The following is a 14,066-nucleotide window of genomic DNA, read 5'->3' as shown; positions in this document are numbered from 1 at the left end:
GCCGACATTGTTGACGAGAATGTCCGCGTCGGGCGAATGAGCGACCGGCGTCGCGATTTCTGAGTAAGCGCTGTGCTGACCCCGCCTTGCTCATGACGGCGTAACCCGCGAGTCCTGCTTGTCCCAGGGGCTGGCGGTGCTGATGCTATGATGATGTCATGTGACGATGCTGGCTCGATGGGCGGTCGTGCGGCGCGGATCGAGGTTTTCACCGGCACGAGGCGGCGTCGGCCATGGTCCGATGATGAGAAGGCGCAGATCGTTGCCGAGAGCTATGCCGGCAACGGCATCACCGTCTGTGACGTGGCGCGTCGGAACGACATCTGCCCCAGCCAGCTGTTCACGTGGCGGCGGCAGCTGCGCCGCCCGGTGGAGCCCGCCGAAGCGCCATTGTTCGTGCCGGCGATCGTCGAGCCTGAAGAGGTTCCATCGCCGCTACCCGCAACATCGGCGGCCAGATCTCCGCGACGACGTCGGTCTGCCCGTCGCGGCAGTATCCCAGCCCCGATCGAGGTGAGCATGGACGGCATTTCGGTGCGGATCGGCCGCGGTGCCGATGCGACCCTGATCGCGGCGGTACTGGATGCGCTGAAGGGCAGCCGTTGACGGCGCCGGGGCCAAGCGGTGCCACCCGCGTGCTGGTCGCCACGCGGCCGGTAGATTTCCGCAAGGGGATGGACGGCCTGGCGGCGCTGGTGACGGCCCAGCTCGGCGGCGATCCCTTCTCCGGCGTCGTCTATGTGTTTCGGGCCAAGAAGGCCGACCGGGTCAAGCTGGTTTGGTGGGACGGCACCGGCCTGTGCCTGATGGCCAAGAAGCTGGAAGCCGGCGCCTTTAGCTGGCCGTCTGTTCATGACGGCGTGATGCGGTTGTCCGCCGCCCAGCTCGCCGCACTCGTGGAAGGTCTGGACTGGCGCCGGGTGCATCAGGCCAGACGCACGAGAGTGCCGCAGATCGCCGGCTAAGCCACTGTGCCTGCGGTAGATTGACTCATATCGGCGGTAGCCCTCGACGCGCGTGCGCGCGCGTGATTCACTACCGCTATCATGCTCGCCGTAGCTGATCTTCCCGACGATCCCAAGGTGCTCCGCGCCATGATCGTCGCCGCCCACGCCGAGACGGCGCGGCTCATGGCGAAGGTGGAGCACGCGACGGCGGAGGTCGCGCGCATTAGCGCCGAAGCTGAGCAGAACGCCGTCGTCCAGGCTGAAGCCGATGCCGAGATCGCTCGGCTGAACAGCATCATTGCCGCCTTCATGCGTCACCGGTTCGGTCCCCGCTCGGAGAAGCTTGACGACGACCAGCTCGAGCTGGTGCTCGAGGATCTCGGCATCGCCCTCGCCAAGGTGGAAGCGAAGCTGGATACGATCAGTTCACCCAACGCGCGCGCCGAGAAGCAGCGCTGTACCAACCGCGGCCAGCTGCCGGCGCATCTTGAACGCGTCGAGCAACTGATCGACGTCGACAGCAAGCAGTGTGCCTGCTGCGGCGGTGATCTCCATGCCATCGGCGAGGATGTGGCCGAACGCCTCGACGTGGTGCCGGCAGCTTTCCGGGTGCTGGTGACCCGCCGTCCGCGTTATGCGTGCCGTGCCTGCGACGGCCAGGTCGTGCAGGCGCCGGCACCGCCGCGGATCGTCGAAGGCGGGCTGCCGACCGACGCGCTGGTCGCGCAGGTGCTGGTCTCCAAGTACGCCGATCATCTGCCGCTCTACCGCCAGGCCCAGATCTACGCCCGTCAGGGCGTCAACCTTGACCGTTCGACATTGGCAGACTGGACCGGCCGCGCCGCCTGGTGGCTGACGCCGCTGCGGGATCACCTGCTTGCTGTCCTGAAGCGGGGACCAAGGCTGTTCGCCGACGAGACGACGGCACCGGTGCTCGATCCAGGACGACGACGCACCAAGACCGGGCAGATCTGGGCCTATGCCCGCGATGATCGACCATGGGGCGGCACCGATCCGCCGGCGGTGGCCTTCATCTACGCGCCCGACCGCAAGTCCGAGCGGCCACTGGCACATCTCGCCGGGTTTAGCGGCATCCTGCAGGTCGATGGCTATGCCGGTTACAACAAGCTCGGCCGCCGCAATGACGTGGCGCTCGCGTTCTGCTGGGCCCATGCGCGCCGCAAGTTCTTCGAGCTCGCCAGGGCCGACGCCTCACCAACGGCCACCGAGGCACTACAGCTGATCAAGGCGCTCTACGCCATCGAGGACGAGATCCGCGGGAAGGACGCCGAAGCCCGTCGCGCTTTGCGGCAAGAGAAGAGCGAGCCGATCGTCGACGCGCTGTTCCGACTGCTCACCGCCCGGCTCCCCCTGGTCAGCGCCAAGAGCAAGCTGGCCGAAGCGATCCGCTACGCTACCTCGCGACGGACCGGCCTGACGCTGTTCGTCGAAGACGGCCGCGTTGAGATGGACAGCAACACCGTCGAGCGGACCATCAGGCCCATTGCCCTTAACCGCAAGAACGCCCTGTTCGCCGGCTCCGACGACGGCGGCGACAACTGGGCCGTCATCGCCAGCCTCATCGAGACCGCCAAGCTCAACGCCGTCGATCCACTCGCCTGGCTCACCGACACCCTCGAGCGCCTTGCCCGCGGACACTCCAGCCAGAACCTCAATCAGCTCATGCCGTGGAACTTCCAAGCCTGAAGGGCCTCGGCACATCGCTTACATTTCTGACTTGCTGACGATGCGCTCGGCTGTGACGCAAGTTTCTTTGGAGATCGATAGGGCATCGGCAGTTATCGCTGCTTCGGTGTCGAGTGTCGCGTCCAGGCGATCGGCCTCGGCCGCTTCGGCGGCTTGTAAGGAGATCCGTCGCCAAGCCTTAATCTGTCGACGGTATAGCGCTACAGGCAACAGTCGCTCGCGACAGAACTGCTCGATTTGCTCTACGTCTGCTTCAGCGAGTTCGGTCTGCCCATCTTTCGCTTGTCGCATATTCTCGACTGTCACTATCGAAAAGGGCATGCCGACAATAGATCGCGATGGCGAGCATCGGCAATGCCGAGATGGTTCGTAGTCGCGGTTGCTGCGCGCTCAGTGGGAGTTCCAGCACAATATTACCCTCTATCCTCATCACTTGCAGTCAGACGGTTGCTGTTGTCCGTACGATTAGCCGCAATGCGCTGCAGGAGCCCAAAGAAATTGTCCATGTGTTGATTTTCGACGATCCGATTGTCGGTAGACATGAATTGAGCTCAGGACATAACCAGCACCGCGCTCGAGGCGAGCATGGTCACCCCAGTGGCACCATGAATACCGAGAGCGATGGTCATGCTCGCGCCACTCCGTAAAGCGATTAACGCATCGGACAAAGGGATCATGCTAGCCGCGGCTAAGGCGCCGCCAAGTAGGTGCGGCGCGCCATTAGCCAGCAGGATCAACAGGAAAATGCCTGAAGCGATATCCCGCACCCCCTTTACATCAAGCCATGGATTAGGGCTTCCCTCTGCAGTTTGTGCTACGGTGGGTGCGACTGGAAGGCCAAAACCAGCTGCCGCAGCCTTGGGTGCCAGTAGAAAGCGCGCGCCGATCAGGATAATGAGGACAGCGATCACGCCGGAAATGGTTGTAGCGACAGTCGTGAGTATCACGTATCCCCTCCTACGCCTGCGGGCGAAAACTCACGTTCGGATTTATTAGATAGCCTATCCGTGAAGGTCACAAGAAATTGTCCAAAACGTTCACTCCGCTCGGTTAGCTATCAAGCCTAGCGCATGACAGAATGCCAAGGTGTGATCGAAATCAATCAAGTCATGATTTGCGCCGAGTTATGTCGATACCGCGGCCATTCGGCCCGAGATACCGCTACCCGATACGGCACAGCACGACACCGTCTTGACGTCCCCTCGTTTTCTTCCTCCGGTTTAAGAGTGAGTTTTCCGGCTGTGTGATCACCCGCGAGGAGGAGCAAGCCGTGAAGAAGAGCAGGTACACCGAGGTGCAGATTTCGTACGCGCTGCGGCAGGCCGAGACGGGGACGCCGGTTGCCGAGCAGATCCGCCGGATGCGGATTTCCAAGCAGGCGTTCTACCGATGGAAGAAGTTGTATGCCGGGCTCGGCATCGGCGAGCTGCGTCGTCTGAAGCTGCTCGAGGAGGAGAACCGCAAGCTCAAGCAGCTGGTGGCAGACCTCAGTCTCGACCAGAATATCCTGCAGGACGTGCTGTCAAAAAAGCTCTGACGCCTGGACGGCATCGCGAGCTCGTCGCGTCCGTCCAGGGGTCCCACGGTGTCAGCCAGCGGCGCAGCTGTCTCGCGCTCGACATCGATCGCTCGCTGGTCCGCTATGTCTCGGTCAAGCCGGACCAGGCACCGCTGCGGCTGCGCATCCACGACCTGGCGCGGACGCGGATGCGATTTGGCTATTTTCGGATCTACATCATGCTTCGCCGCGAGGGCTGGCTAGTGAACCACAAGCGGGTTTATCGCCTATATCGACAGGATGGACTGAGCCTTCGGCTCAAGAAGCCGAGGCGCAACGTCAGCGCTGCCGACCGCGTCCGGCAGCCGGCGGCGGCGGCACCGAACGAGATGTGGTCGATGGACTTTGTGTCGGATGCGCTGTTCGATGGCCGCCGCCTGAGGGCGCTGACCGTCGTCGACACCTACACCCGCGAGGCGCTGGCGATCGATGTCGATCAGGGCATCAAGGGCGAGCAGGTTGTCGAAGCGATGACACGGATCGCGGGCACCCGCGGGTCGCCCAAGAGCATCCGTGTCGACAACGGCCCCGATTTCATCTCGAAGGCCCTCGACCGCTGGGCCTATGAGAACGGCGTCACGCTCGACTTCTCGCGGCCGGGCAAGCCGACCGACAATGCTTTCGTCGAATCGTTCAACGGTCGCTTGCGCGACGAATGCCTCAACGCACACTGGTTCCTGTCGTTGGCCGACGCCCGGGCCAAGATCGAGGCATGGCGCAGCTTCTACAACGAGAGCCGGCCTCACGCGTCGCTTGGCTGGCTGACGCCGAACGGATATGCTGCTACCGCGACCCTTAGGGCCGCCAAATGAAGTCCGGATGCTCACCTTCAGATTGGAGGAAAATCCGGGGGACCCTCAAACAACAACCGGTCTCTGGTTGCCGCTGGATGAAAGCCGGGGGTCACGTCAGGTCTATTTTTGTCTCCCTCGGCAGATCGGCGAGCAAGCGCCGTGAGAGGTTCCCGAGAGCATCGGCCGATCTCGGGCGATGTGCGCGAGCCAGGCAATCGCTGAGTGGGCAGATCCGTGGCGATCCTATTGTTTCCCCTTCAATGGCCGCCTGATCAGTCCGACCGAAGCGGAGATCGCCGTGATCACGCCGGCGAAGCTACACCACGCGGTGGGACACTATCGTACTATCAGCTGCCGGTTCGCTCCAGGCCCATTTCCGGGTAACGGCAGAAGTGGCTTGAACGTCCACTTCTGAGTCTGCTTCAGCTATCAGTCGATTTGCTACCAAAAGCGAACATAGCTTTATCTGGCAAACCACGTACTTTGGATCGAAGCGACCGTCAGCCGCTTAGATATACCGGCGCACGGTCGACCCGGCGCGCGGTCGACCCGGCGCATGGCCGACCCGGCGCATCAGCGCATCACCATATTCCAATCAACTTCGTAGCCGGCAGCCTGAAGTTCTTTTCCAAGAGCGGTCTTCCAGGCGCCAGCGGTGTCCCAATCCGTCCAGACGACTCCGGCGAAGTCGCTCGGAATAACTACGTCGCCTCGCTTTAGTGCGCATACTCGATCGCGCCCGAGCTTCGCGATGAAATAGCCTAGCTCCAGAAGCACATTCTGTCGGGCGCGCGGCTCCAAATCCGCCCCGTCCCTGGCCCGCCCCAGATCGTCGGGGGTGAGCAGCACGATCGCGAAGCCCACATCACTGTTGGCCTCCACCTTCTCAATGACTGTCCTACCTCGATTAGCTTGTTCGTGCAGAATGACGGGTTCGAAGCCAATATTCCCCAAGAAGCGGGCCGCAGTTTCTCGGGCCTCAGCATCATGGCCGTGGACGATGAAAACGCGCTTAGAATGGGGCATCACGAGCTTCGCCTGAGCTTGCCCGCCCGATAGCACATGGGCCTTATAGTCACGCACAAAAGGGATGATCAGCTGGCGAGTCATCGCGTTAATGCTCGACATTATTTTCGAGCTACTGCCCGCGAAAAACGTATGGCTAAACTGAAAAGCGAAGTCCGGATCATCACCCGCTTTTCTCACGAGTAGAAATCTGAGCGCCAGATCCTCCCGCGGGTCCTCGGGCCAGAGGAGCTCCGCGCTGCCGACCATGCCACCCTGCGTCGCCTCGCTGGAATGGAGGAACGCTTCCAGGTCGACCCCTGCAGTGAGCGCCTCATTTGCAACCCTGAGATCATCATGGGCCAGCAATCGGCCGAGTTGGCGCAGCGGTCGCAGGTAACTCTGGTAATCCGACCCTTGAAGGTCGAGGACTGCGTTGTTGATCTGGGCGAAGAGATCATTCGACATCAGTCGGCATCACCCCCGAGACGAGCTTCCGCTGCCTTGTCGAGGATGGCCTGGCGGTAACTTTCCTTCATCTCACTGATCATCGGGACGACAAATGGATTTTCGGAGTACCGACGCACGCGATCATCGACCATCTTCTCGACCGACGCGATCGCTACCTCAATGCTTTCTGGGTTTTCCGGATCAAAGTTGGCTGTCCCGAGTTCACCGTCCAGTTCCGCGAACGCCCGCTGCGCCGCCTTTAGGTCGCTATCAAGCTTGTCCAAGCCTCTGATCTCAAACATGTCGCTCTCCTCTGTGCGATCTAGCATGGTTGCGGATTAGAACAAACCCGGAACCGTTGGCAAATTATCCTGCCTGAACCAACGTCTTAAATGAGGAAGGATTTTGAGAGCGCCGAATGGCAGGAATAGGGTCTTATCAGCGTACCGCAGTGCCTGAACCAAGGTCCGCTTTGCCGGATTCGCCGGCCGGAAGCTGCCGGGCGGCTATCGGCCTCCCCGAGTAGGCCAAAACAACGCGATCAGAGCATGGAGCATTTCCACACCTGTCTGTCTCAGCGGTCGGGTAGCGTCAGCTAAGCATGGGCGGCGGCGACGTCGCTGATCTGGCTGGGCTGTTGTCGAGCGTAGGCTTGGCGCTAGCCGAATAGTGATGCAATGGACAGCGACAACACTACCATCGTGCTCAGAGCCTGAACGAAAAGTAGTTGAGCGATACCAGTAGGTTGTGATTCACCGTCGTTGTCGAGACGATAGGAGAAGAACTTGCCTTGGACTGATACCGCTCGCCGTCAGCATATGCGCAAGGGGGGGCGCTATCCAAGCGATTTACGGGATGCGGAATGGGCGTTGATCGAGCCGCTGTTTCCGGCAGCCCGCAGCGGCGGGCGTCGTCGCACGACCTGCCTTCGGGCGGTGATGGATGCGATCATGTATATTGCGTCGAGCGGTTGCGCCTGGCGGATGCTGCCCAAATGCTTTCCGGCGACGTCGACAGTGCGCGGCTATTTCTACAGCTGGCGGGATAGTGGGCTGCTGACGACAATCAACCACTTGCTGGTAATGGCAGCACGCGAACAGGCCGGCCGCGAGGCCTCACCCAGTGCTGGCGTTATCGACAGCCAATCGGTCAAAACAACGGAAAGCGGCGGAATTTGCGGCTATGACGCCGGCAAGAAGGTGAAGGGCCGCAAACGCCATATCATCACCGATACCTGCGGCTTTCTGGTGTTTATCCTGGTCCATGCCGCCGACATTCAGGACCGCGACGGCGCTGTCGATGTCCTCAAAGCCATCCGTTTCCGTTTCCCGTTCCTGCGCCATGTGTTTGCCGATGGTGGCTATGCCGGTGACAAACTCAAGGCCGCGCTTGAAGGCCATGGCAGCTGGACCCTCGAAATCATCAAGCGCTCCGATACCGCCAAGGGCTTTGTGCTTTTGCCCCGCCGTTGGGTTGTCGAGCGGACCTTCGCGTGGCTGGGCCGCTGCCGACGTCTCGCCAAAGACTGGGAGCGATCCATCGAAAGCGCCACGGCATGGGCAACCATCGCCAGCATCCGAATGCTCACACGCAGAATCGCAAGGCTCTCAACTCATTGATGTACTTTTGAATCGGGCTCTCAGAGGCGTGGGGCCGAGCTATAGACGCTCGACCGCGGCGTCGATCGGTAACGCTCCGGCGGGTACCTAGCAGGATCGGCCAGCGCTCGATCTTATCCGCAACCGGTTTCGCCGGCGAAGCGCTAAACCGGTCGCACATGCGCCGACGACGAGGAGCGACCAAGTTGCAGGTTCCGGTACCGGCGCTGCCGCACTGTCGAGTACGACGGTGCCGCCAAAGCTAGCGGCCTCCTCGTCGCCGCGATAATTGACAAATCCTAGGCTACTGAGGCCGCCTGAAAAACCATCGTCGTCAGCGAACAGGTTGAAAGCCACCAAGCGTCCACTGATAAAGCTGGCAGTACCGGATTTGTACGGCCCTCCTCTCGGGGCCGACGTCGAATCAAAGCTAAAGCCATCGGTTCCGACCGGGCCATTTACCGAGAAATCGAAGGACTGTTGCCCGTCGAAAAGAGCGTCGGTGTCGAACGCTGCTGTGCCTGTGTAATGATCGGGAATCGGAGCAATCGGACCGCCTTCAAATACATTAGTACCGAAATGCAGCGCGCCTCCGACTGTCACAAGATCGCCTACAGCGATGTTCGCCAGGTAATTTGGGTTGCCGAGATATGTCCCACTGAGGTTATAAGTAACGATACCATGCCCGCTGAAAGTGACGTCAGTGATCGTTGCCCGCGCAAACGTTCCGCCTCCGGTTAGCAACGTCAAACACACGAGACGCCCAATGGTCCATCTAGTCATCGTCATTCCCCGATCCGGAGAGCAGCATTGCTCTAAATTAGCATCTCGCCAAGGATTTTTAATTGGACGGACCTAGGCGACGAGATAGGCCGTTCTGCAGCGCTAACCTTTACAACTCCCTCGATGATTTTGTCGGTGATACCGGATCTTGCCACGACCCCATAAGCAGCAGATGGCCACGCTGGGGATGGAAGGTGCCGCGAGCCCGCGCCTCGGTAATGGCAGCTTTTTCTAATTGGCTGCTGGAAGCGGTCGGTCCGTTTTCGGCCCCTTCGCCTAAGCAAACGTCAGCCTGCTTCGTTTGCGATGCCCCGGCCAGGGGGCATTCGCCGGCGAGCCAACTCAGAGGCCGGTTTTTCGCTTCTGATCGATGAGTAACACCTGTTGCCATCGCCTTGGCTCTTTTTCGGTTCGGTGGATGCGACTCGCCAAGCAACACGGTCGCTTCGTTCCCTCGTACCCGACCCCGCCCATCAGGCGATGTCCGACTCGAACGACGCAATTCTCTTGTAAGATGACGTTGCTAGGTGCGGGGGGAGCGGGTTTTCTTTGCGCCGCTGGCCCGTGCGGCAGATGCGCGGTGCGCGATTGAGTTCATGTGCCCGAGCCCGATCTTCAAGGCCAACTTGCGACGCTTTTCGGCATAAGCGGGGGCGACCATCGGGTAATCTGCAGGCAAGCGCCACTTTGCGCGGTACGCGTCAGGCGTCAAACCGTAGCCATTCATCAGATGTCCTTTAAGCATCTTAAAACGCCTGCCGTCCTCAAGACAGACAAGATAGTCGGACTCGATCGACGCGCGGATCGAAACCGCCGGTGTCTGCTGGACAGGTTGCGGTTCGACCTGGGCGCCGAGGCGAGCGAGCGCCGCATAGACGTTCGCGATCATCCCTGGAAGGTCGGACAGAGCAACAGAATTATTGGCGACGTGCGCGCTGACGATGCTGGCAGTCAAGGGAAGCAGTTCATTTTTCGAATCAAGTGTAATCATACGTAATCCTTGTTTGAGGCCGAATGCCTGTGACATGGGGCCAACACACTATCCTTAAATCAAAGGGCGTCGACCATCCAGTTTTATGGTTGGCAACTTTTATCAATCATGGAGATTGGTGGACGGCGATATATCAACCGCTTCCTTACAACGATTTCAAGGGCGGACAGACGGTCTGCTTTGGTGGTGATTGTGGGGCGGGAATGGCCGCTCTGGAGCAGTGATCCGGCGGTCCGGACAGCCATTCGACTAAACGTGATGGCATTTACGCCAATTCTCGCCTTGGTCGAAAGCGCGCGTCGGTACACCGCGGCAAGGATCGCGTCCGCGCGAAAGCTCGAATCTGGCTCCGAAGCAGTCACCCGTCGCAGTAGACGCAGAGCTATCCCGACCCGGAAGCGTGATGCTGAAGGCCGAGAGCAGGATATTCGTCATATGTTTCTGCGGCAAAGGCGGCAGATACTACCAATAGAAAGCTTATTCAGACGTACACGACTTCGACAAATATATTGCGGTGAAACCGTAGCACAGTTGCAATGGATAAGAGTGCTTCGTTGATCGGCCCAAGGCTTGCTTTCGTATCGTCCGAGTGCATTCGAGATTGACAACTTGTCGGCCATAGCGGTTCCTGAGCCGGCTGCTTGGACGCTAATGACCGTCGGCTTCGCCATGGTCGGTTTTGCAGCCTGTCATCACTCGCGCTTCGTGGCCGCTTAAAACGATAAAAATTTCGGCAGAAGGGTAAGGGCTGATGCTCCCCACCTGCTCTGCAATGCGATGCGCTGTTCGTAATCGCGAACCAGCCGTTTTCACCGGGTCATCCATTCAAAGGTACGCTCGACGACCCATCTCTTGGGCAAGACCTTGAACCCGGGCTCCTTGTCGGTCTGGCGGACGATCTCGAGAACGAAATCCCGGTAGGCCGCAGCGTCCATAAGGCGGGTGCGGTCGTAGGCGCAGTCGGCAGACAGGTGCTTGAGCCAGGGCCAGCGTTCGCGAATGGCCGCGACGATCGCCTCGGCTCCAGCGCTGTCGGAAATGTCGGCCGTGGTCGGTTTGGCCATGAGCAATCTGCCGTCGGTATCAACGGCTACTGGCGCTTGCGGCCGACGATTTTTTGCCCGCGTCGTATCCGCGCGCTCCCGCCGCCGGTGCCTTGATCGACTGGCTATCGACGACAGCGGCGGTCGGGCCCTGCTCGCGCCCATCGCGCTCACGATCCAGCATCAGTGTGACGTCGTGAATAGTTCGGAATAGCAACTGGCAGACGAAGCGGCGAAACCACCAGTACGCCGTCGGCTAGGGCGGAAAGTCGTTTGGCAGCATCCGCCACCTGCCGCCCGTTCGATCGAGATAGCGAAGCGCATCGACCATATCTCGCAGGCCGGTCGCAGGCTTGCGGCCGCGCCTGGACGCTGGTGGCAGGAACGGCTCGATCAACAGTCATTCCTCGTCCGTCAGATCGGTTGAATAGCGCTTCGAACGCTTCTCAAATCCAGCCATTCGACCACGGCTCGCTCGGGTCCACATCCCGAGCTTGAATCACGCTAACGCGATAGCTCCAACCCATTCTCAAGCGGTCTCTCAGGCTCGCTTGACTATGCTGTATCGCTCGACTGACTGCCTCAGTCGTTGTGGCGCTTCCGTGGAGTACCTGGCCTATAGCGCTTCCTTCCAGCTGGCAGTGAATAATGCACCATCAAAGTCTGGGATCAACCATTTAGTAAAATCAGGCCAGTGGTGCGTTTCACTTTCGGCGCTACTGGAGGTGTTTACCGTAAAGCCACGTTCCACTGCCGCGGCTTTCAGTTGTCGAATGCCACAGCCGGCGCGAGACGGCCTGGGCTTTCTGGTTGAGCACAAGACGGACATGACGCTCCAATGACGTTAAGAAAGAGTAATTATTCTTGGTTAACTTACCTTAAGGTCGTTTTACGAGAGGCTAATATCTGTTAGGTATGCGAGATCGACATGCAGGGGAGTGTTTCGTCATGAACTGTATCTTTTATACCGCGTGTATTGCGTCAATCACGCTCACAGCCGCTCAAGCAGGCGCGTCAACGACGATAATCGATTTTAACGACGGTTCCGCACCAGGATTTTCCGGGAATTATAAGGTTACCTCCGGGACCGACTCTACGGCGGCCGCTCCCGTCATCGACGGCGTTCGAGACGAAACACGTTATCTCGCTGTGCCCGGGACTGGCACCTCGGGTAGCGCCTTCCTTGATGTCGGCGCACTGGGCGGCGGCAGCGTATTGACGCGTCTGAACGCCGACTGGGGCTCGATCGACAGCTACAACACCCTGACTTTCTACGCCGGCAGTACCGTTGTTCAAACGATCACCGGGAGCATGTTCCCCCCTGCAAACGGTGATCAAAGCTCTGCTTCTACCAATCGCAATATCACTCTAGATTTCAACCGCAATCTCGGTATCACGCGCGTCGGCTTCAGCTCCGGCCAGCTGGCTCTTGAACTCGACAATCTCTCGGTCGGAACCGTTCCCGAGCCGGCAACCTGGGCGATGCTGCTGCTGGGCTTTACAATGGTCGGCGCTGCCGCACGGCGTCGCTCAAAGGCAGTGACTGCCTGACCAAACTGGCAGGTTGCAGCATTTGCGAGCGCTGCAACCGCCAGTTCATTCGTCCATATGCCTGTCCCCAGACTTGTTTGCATGGCGGGATGATTGTTTTCGCGCTCTTAGAGCACTTGGATCAATGCCCCAAGGCGGTTTAGCAAAAAACCCAGAGTTCGCTATTTGGCGCTGGCTTGGCCGAGCCGGGTTAAGAGCAGATGGCGGAGCGTTACGGTGACGGGCCGACTATGTAGCTGACGAGTTTCCAGGCGTTCGTCTGGCGCATGGTAGCAGATACTATCCTTGGCGGCCGTCGGCAGCTGAGAGGGTTCACTTCAGTGTCTATGTTTGGGTGCCGTAGCCGGCATCGGATTTTTGGTTCGTCGCACGGCGGCTCTGCCGTGATCCATGCCGAAAAGCGGACAGGCTGATATCGGCCCCCTAGGGGTCACTCGGTGGACGATCTTTCGGCGCTTATGGGTGGAGCATCGTCTTGCCGTCGGCAAGCCAAAGGGCAACGCCATTGGCAACATTAAAGAAATCACGGCTCGGTCGACTGATGCCGGCGATCTCGTCGTAGAAGGTTATGCCATCCCAGAGGTCGACGTGTCCGGTCGCCCGCTGATGCGTGATGGCATCGACGCCGAACAGAATGTCGAAACTGATTAGCCCCTTCTTGCCACGGAAGCGGTCGCGCGACACGGGCTTGCCTTTGACCTCGATGTCGGGTGGGCCGTAATTGTGGCGCAACCATGCGTCAAATTCACGAGCGCGAAAGCCGTAGCGTTTGTGGTCAGCACCGGCGACCGTGACGAGATGAGGCGTTACCTTCGGGATGACCGCACCGGCGTAGTTGAAAGCGCGGCTCATGCGGATCGTGCAGGTGTCTCCCTCCGGACCACCAAGCCACTGCTGGGGTCCGGCCGGCGCATGCGTATCGTCGATCGCTCCGCCGATCTTCTGCTTTATCTCGGCCGGAGTCTCGCGGTGCGGGTAAACGGCGACGAGCGCATCGAAGGAGGGCAGTTGCCGGTGTGTCATCAGTGCGCCTTCCGATGGGCTGTTAGCGGCATCTCGTCGATATGGCCGGGAAGGTGACGCGTCTCGGCAGTGTCCCCCATGGTCAGGCGAGCGATGCCATCGAGCTGCAGAGTATAGCCGTGATGACGAAAGGCGGCGGCGATCGGTGAAGCGGCAATCACTGCCGCCAACTCGTAACGAACCACGGTACCGTAATCGCCGTGTCGCGGCTTGCCGGTTGATAGGTTCCAGTTCGCGCTAGGTTGGCGCAGCCGTCGGCGCAGTTCATCCTCAAGGGCGTCACGAGCGTCGCCAAGCGTCACCTGAAAGGCGTCTGGCAATGGCTTACGAGCAATGCTTTTGCCGAGCAGACGATCAACCGCCGCGCCGACCTGCGCATCCGAAAGTGCATGTCCCGTCGTGTCGATCTGGACCACCGTATGAGACTGTGGTGGTGGGTCGTCGTAGCGGTCGACGGCGACCCGCATTGGACCTGTGCCTTCGGCAACCGCATTTGGTCCCAGAGGACGCTGCGCTGCAGCAGCCGTCGCCACGGAGAGGCCAGCTAGAATCATTAGGGCAACCCGCATGCAGCCTCCGTCGCTTGTTCCTGTGTCTCGACAACGGCCAAGGGCGC

Annotated in this window: 15 protein-coding genes and 1 pseudogene; 7 read left to right on the top strand and 9 right to left on the bottom strand. The window is 60.1% G+C overall.

The window, feature by feature from the left end; all coding sequences use genetic code 11:
- The first annotated feature begins 147 nt into the window (after window positions 1–147).
- The 3 genes from tnpA to tnpC all read left to right on the top strand — a co-directional run bounded on the left by tnpA (window position 148) and on the right by tnpC (window position 2,654).
- The gene (gene tnpA / locus KTC28_RS02680) at window positions 148–606 is read left to right on the top strand and encodes an IS66-like element accessory protein TnpA (RefSeq protein ID WP_216711671.1); all 459 of its coding nucleotides are present in this window, start codon (window positions 148–150) and stop codon (window positions 604–606) included.
- Window positions 607–635: 29 nt separating this feature from the next.
- Window positions 636–965, top strand: coding sequence for an IS66 family insertion sequence element accessory protein TnpB (tnpB, locus tag KTC28_RS02675; RefSeq protein WP_226895846.1), 330 nt, complete (start codon window positions 636–638; stop codon window positions 963–965).
- An 81-nt stretch (window positions 966–1,046) separates the two neighbouring features.
- Window positions 1,047–2,654, top strand: a complete 1,608-nt coding sequence (tnpC, locus tag KTC28_RS02670) for an IS66 family transposase (RefSeq protein WP_219773920.1) — start codon at window positions 1,047–1,049, stop codon at window positions 2,652–2,654.
- A gap of 18 nt (window positions 2,655–2,672) precedes the next feature.
- Here tnpC and KTC28_RS02665 read toward each other — a convergent pair whose 3' ends face one another.
- Entirely contained in the window at window positions 2,673–2,945 is a 273-nt protein-coding gene (locus tag KTC28_RS02665) for a hypothetical protein (RefSeq protein WP_216711697.1), read from the bottom strand.
- A gap of 260 nt (window positions 2,946–3,205) precedes the next feature.
- Window positions 3,206–3,601, bottom strand: coding sequence for a DUF4267 domain-containing protein (locus KTC28_RS02660; RefSeq protein ID WP_216711696.1), 396 nt, complete (start codon window positions 3,599–3,601; stop codon window positions 3,206–3,208).
- Between the two features lie 323 nt (window positions 3,602–3,924).
- Between KTC28_RS02660 and KTC28_RS02655 the strand changes: the two genes are divergently transcribed.
- Window positions 3,925–5,024 (top strand): IS3 family transposase gene (locus KTC28_RS02655; RefSeq protein ID WP_223132281.1). Its coding sequence is split into 2 segments (ribosomal slippage): window positions 3,925–4,177 and window positions 4,177–5,024, totalling 1,101 coding nucleotides; the frame shifts between segments, so codons are not numbered across the junction.
- 555 nt (window positions 5,025–5,579) lie between these two features.
- On the opposite strand, the gene KTC28_RS02650 is transcribed toward KTC28_RS02655, so the two are convergent.
- Both KTC28_RS02650 and KTC28_RS02645 read right to left on the bottom strand, forming a co-directional pair.
- Window positions 5,580–6,479, bottom strand: a complete 900-nt coding sequence (locus tag KTC28_RS02650) for a TIR domain-containing protein (protein WP_216711674.1) — start codon at window positions 6,477–6,479, stop codon at window positions 5,580–5,582.
- Window positions 6,479–6,763: a YuaX family protein gene (locus tag KTC28_RS02645; protein WP_216711675.1), complete on the bottom strand. Its 285-nt coding sequence runs from the start codon at window positions 6,761–6,763 to the stop codon at window positions 6,479–6,481. The genes KTC28_RS02650 and KTC28_RS02645 overlap by 1 nt, the downstream gene beginning before the upstream one ends.
- A gap of 483 nt (window positions 6,764–7,246) precedes the next feature.
- On the opposite strand from KTC28_RS02645, the gene KTC28_RS02640 reads away from it, so the two are divergent.
- On the top strand, window positions 7,247–8,080 hold the full coding sequence (locus tag KTC28_RS02640; RefSeq protein ID WP_216711713.1) for an IS5 family transposase: 834 nt from the start codon (window positions 7,247–7,249) through the stop codon (window positions 8,078–8,080).
- Between the two features lie 87 nt (window positions 8,081–8,167).
- Here KTC28_RS02640 and KTC28_RS02635 read toward each other — a convergent pair whose 3' ends face one another.
- Entirely contained in the window at window positions 8,168–8,842 is a 675-nt protein-coding gene (locus KTC28_RS02635) for a PEP-CTERM sorting domain-containing protein (RefSeq protein ID WP_216711427.1), read from the bottom strand.
- Between the two features lie 523 nt (window positions 8,843–9,365).
- A complete protein-coding gene (locus KTC28_RS02630; protein ID WP_216711426.1) occupies window positions 9,366–9,833 on the bottom strand; it encodes a Ros/MucR family transcriptional regulator in 468 nt (155 codons plus the stop codon).
- Window positions 9,834–10,403: 570 nt separating this feature from the next.
- Here KTC28_RS02630 and KTC28_RS23545 point away from each other — a divergent pair.
- Window positions 10,404–10,550 carry a PEP-CTERM sorting domain-containing protein gene (locus KTC28_RS23545; RefSeq protein WP_500797307.1) on the top strand — a complete coding sequence of 49 codons (147 nt, stop codon included), beginning with the start codon at window positions 10,404–10,406 and terminating at the stop codon, window positions 10,548–10,550.
- A gap of 95 nt (window positions 10,551–10,645) precedes the next feature.
- Here KTC28_RS23545 and KTC28_RS22660 read toward each other — a convergent pair.
- A pseudogene (locus KTC28_RS22660) lies at window positions 10,646–11,363 on the bottom strand (IS5 family transposase); the annotation flags it as partial.
- Between the two features lie 461 nt (window positions 11,364–11,824).
- Between KTC28_RS22660 and KTC28_RS22655 the strand changes: the two are divergent.
- Window positions 11,825–12,427, top strand: coding sequence for an Npun_F0296 family exosortase-dependent surface protein (locus tag KTC28_RS22655; RefSeq protein WP_255602205.1), 603 nt, complete (start codon window positions 11,825–11,827; stop codon window positions 12,425–12,427).
- A 456-nt stretch (window positions 12,428–12,883) separates the two neighbouring features.
- Here KTC28_RS22655 and KTC28_RS02610 read toward each other — a convergent pair whose 3' ends face one another.
- Both KTC28_RS02610 and KTC28_RS02605 read right to left on the bottom strand, forming a co-directional pair.
- Window positions 12,884–13,450 carry a T6SS effector amidase Tae4 family protein gene (locus KTC28_RS02610; protein WP_216711423.1) on the bottom strand — a complete coding sequence of 189 codons (567 nt, stop codon included), beginning with the start codon at window positions 13,448–13,450 and terminating at the stop codon, window positions 12,884–12,886.
- Complete coding sequence (locus tag KTC28_RS02605; RefSeq protein WP_216711422.1) at window positions 13,450–13,917, bottom strand: hypothetical protein; 468 nt, start codon at window positions 13,915–13,917, stop codon at window positions 13,450–13,452. The genes KTC28_RS02610 and KTC28_RS02605 overlap by 1 nt, the downstream gene beginning before the upstream one ends.
- Window positions 13,918–14,066: the final 149 nt, after the last annotated feature.

The sequence above is a fragment of the Polymorphobacter megasporae genome, from assembly GCF_018982885.2.
Lineage (GTDB): Bacteria > Pseudomonadota > Alphaproteobacteria > Sphingomonadales > Sphingomonadaceae > Polymorphobacter_B > Polymorphobacter_B megasporae.
Note: the sequence above shows the minus strand (reverse complement) of the source record. Positions and strands in the feature narration are given on the sequence as shown.

Bases quoted from the DNA above. Each gene is read 5' to 3' on its own strand.
- KTC28_RS02665 (WP_216711697.1), bottom strand. From the start codon at position 2,945: ATGCGACAAGCGAAAGATGGGCAGACCGAACTCGCTGAAGCAGACGTA.
- KTC28_RS22655 (WP_255602205.1), top strand. From the start codon at position 11,825: ATGAACTGTATCTTTTATACCGCGTGTATTGCGTCAATCACGCTCACA.
- KTC28_RS02610 (WP_216711423.1), bottom strand. From the start codon at position 13,450: ATGACACACCGGCAACTGCCCTCCTTCGATGCGCTCGTCGCCGTTTAC.
- KTC28_RS02650 (WP_216711674.1), bottom strand. From the start codon at position 6,479: ATGTCGAATGATCTCTTCGCCCAGATCAACAACGCAGTCCTCGACCTT.
- KTC28_RS02605 (WP_216711422.1), bottom strand. From the start codon at position 13,917: ATGCGGGTCGCCGTCGACCGCTACGACGACCCACCACCACAGTCTCAT.
- KTC28_RS02630 (WP_216711426.1), bottom strand. From the start codon at position 9,833: ATGATTACACTTGATTCGAAAAATGAACTGCTTCCCTTGACTGCCAGC.
- tnpA (WP_216711671.1), top strand. From the start codon at position 148: ATGATGATGTCATGTGACGATGCTGGCTCGATGGGCGGTCGTGCGGCG.
- KTC28_RS02645 (WP_216711675.1), bottom strand. From the start codon at position 6,763: ATGTTTGAGATCAGAGGCTTGGACAAGCTTGATAGCGACCTAAAGGCG.
- tnpC (WP_219773920.1), top strand. From the start codon at position 1,047: ATGCTCGCCGTAGCTGATCTTCCCGACGATCCCAAGGTGCTCCGCGCC.
- KTC28_RS02635 (WP_216711427.1), bottom strand. From the start codon at position 8,842: ATGACTAGATGGACCATTGGGCGTCTCGTGTGTTTGACGTTGCTAACC.